A 2,511-nucleotide genomic window follows, 5' to 3' on the forward strand; every position below is an offset into this window, starting at 1 on the left:
GCACAAAGATCAACTGCCGGTTCTCGTAGTCGCTTGCGCTGATGTCCGAACTCCGCTGCACGGTTGGAAACATGGGCTCAGGCGGATTCCGCACGGAACTTCTCGCTCAGTTCACGGACCTTGGCTGCGATGTCTTTGGCGTTCACATAGAACTCGGAGATTGTCTCGGTGTATCCACGCTGTGGCATGTCGTCGGCACCGGGACTGGGGCTCCATGCCTGCCTCCGTCATGACCTTCGCCGCCCGGTCGGGCGGGATCCGGCGACTGATCCCGCGTTTGGCCCGGGCGCACTCGTGGCATTGAAGGCCACGCTGCTGAATCTTGTTGTAAACGCATAGAGATCATCTAAGGCAGGTGCGCCTGCCCCCCGGGGGGCAGGTCTCCGGCGGCAAACGTTCGGGTTCCGGCTCCCCGCCGAGGCCGACTCGGATGCCTACGGGCTGCAGCGCCGCCTCGCCCACGCAAAAGCCGGATTTCTGGTTCATGGCAGTAGAACCGGCCGCGGGCCACTGAATAGCTCATTGCAACGAGCCTTTAGGCGGATATCTCGATCATACGACCTGAGCTTCCGGCACGGCTGTCGCCCGTACACGCTCTAACACTGTGACAACTGCATCCACATCGTCACCGCGGTCGCATAGCAGAGCCGCGTCCGGCTAAAGATCTTAAAGAAGGGCGAGCTGGCAGGCTGTCCCGACCTGCTTGCGCCGCATCCGGAGTTCGCTCACCCCATAGATCCGGCTCGCCGGCCACCGCAGTCGACAACCCGCACGGCGACGAAGTGCGTCAGCGGGTTGGCGCCACGGGCTCGGAACGGGTTGGCACAGCGTCGAATCGTCGTCCCGTTCGCCCCCCCCGTGGCAGAGAACGATCATTTTAGGGCTCGTCCCACCTGATCGAGTCTGGGCGCCGACCGGTGGTGAACATCTCTCGCACGACTTCGCGCACGGTCGGGGCCGGGATCAGCACCCAGCGCGGGTAGTAGCTGCCTTGGTTGCCAAGGTAGAACTCGACCTCATCATCGTCCTGGTAGCGGTCGCCACGGGACCACCAGGTCTGCCCGGTGCTCTGGTCATCCACGCCCACGAAGCTCTCGGCCGCGCCCAACCCGACGGTAAGGAACGACGCGCCGTCGAGGAAGATCACGGCCAGAACGGACCGCTGCTGATCGCGTGCCGCGACTTCGACCCGGTCGAGCAGGACGTCCAGCTCGTCAACGGTCTCAATCTGGGCACGCTGCGGTCCCTCACCCCACTCGACGTAACCGCGTTGCACGGCAACATCCTGCTCGGCCATCATGGCCTACCCCTGCCCTTCAACGACCCGGACAAAGCCGTTCGGTCCGTAGATCGTAAGCCGACTGCCCTTCGGCACCATCCGGGGCAACAGTGTGTCACACCCTGTCACACCGCCACACGGTACACGGTTGATATACAGGGTCCCCTCGGTCACGTTTTGTAAGCGCATCTGGGCCGCGGCATGAGCCTCGACATGCGAGACGTTGTTGCCGTTCATACCCGGCCTCGGTTTCGGTAGCAGCTTGGATGGGCCGTTGTAGCCACTCGTCAAGGGTTCCGGGGCGCCGCTGCCGAGATCCAGCAGCCCGCTGGTCTTCGAGCCATTCTCACCGTAGGCGGGGACCTCATCAGCCAGGTCGTGCCGGAACGGGGCCGCTTCCGAAGGCGGATCGACCGGCGCAGTGGGACGGGCGCCGAGGCCGGCATCGCCGCTACCCGAACCACCGCTCGCCCGAGCCTCAGTCATCGTCTGCGACAGGTCAGAGCCCGTCTTGGCCGCAAAGGTACCCGCCGTGACCGCCCCGGTGGCGATCGTCGCCGCCCCCAGGATGTTGGCCGGCACCCCGATAACCGCGCCCACACCTGTCACGTCGAGGGCAAAACCACCGACCTCTTCGCCGGCGCCGAGCAGCATCAGGCCCGCGCCCAGCGCCATCCCCGCCATGTCGCCGCCGAGGGTTCCGATCTCGCCCGGATTCTGGAGGACGGAGCCAGCCAGGTTACCCACAGTGTCTGCCGCTTGGGCCGTCTCATGCACCGCCCAACCAAGCGGACCGTGGTCCCACCATGACTTGTGCGGCTGCGGCGCTGGCGGGAGCGCACCGAGCGCGTCAGCCACCCGATCAAGAACCTGGACACACGTCGCCGAGACCTGCCCAGCTTCCGCAATCGCGCCTCGTGCGACCGCCCGCGACTGCTGCCGCAGCGGACTCTGCCAGTCGTCCCAGCCCAGGGCCGCCGCCCCATCGCCTATGATCTTCAGCAGGCTGCCGCTTGCCAGGTCATGCGCGGCAGCTGAGGCTTGGCTCGCCCGATGCTGCTGCTCTTCGACCAGCGCCTCATCGGCCAGACTGCGCGCCCGCCGGTAGGTGGCGAGCGCTTGCTCCCATCCGTCAGCGGCCGTGCGCAAGGCGGCTGCGGCGTCGGCGGCACATCGCGCACCCTCATCAAACGCGGTGGCGAGACGGGATCCCGCATCCCCCGTGCTGGTAG

Annotated in this window: 2 protein-coding genes; both read right to left on the minus strand. The window is 66.1% G+C overall.

Annotated elements, in window-relative coordinates:
* Positions 1-877 precede the first annotated feature (877 nt).
* Entirely contained in the window at positions 878-1,300 is a 423-nt protein-coding gene (locus tag U9980_RS28160) for an Imm1 family immunity protein (protein ID WP_322770697.1), read from the minus strand.
* Positions 1,301-1,303: 3 nt separating this feature from the next.
* On the minus strand, positions 1,304-2,511 hold a 1,208-nt coding region (locus tag U9980_RS28165), incomplete at its 5' end, for a DddA-like double-stranded DNA deaminase toxin (RefSeq protein WP_322770698.1).

The organism is Protofrankia sp. Cr1, assembly GCF_963555865.1.
Lineage (GTDB): Bacteria > Actinomycetota > Actinomycetes > Frankiales > Frankiaceae > Protofrankia.

Bases quoted from the DNA above. Each gene is read 5' to 3' on its own strand.
- U9980_RS28160 (WP_322770697.1), bottom strand. From the start codon at position 1,300: ATGATGGCCGAGCAGGATGTTGCCGTGCAACGCGGTTACGTCGAGTGG.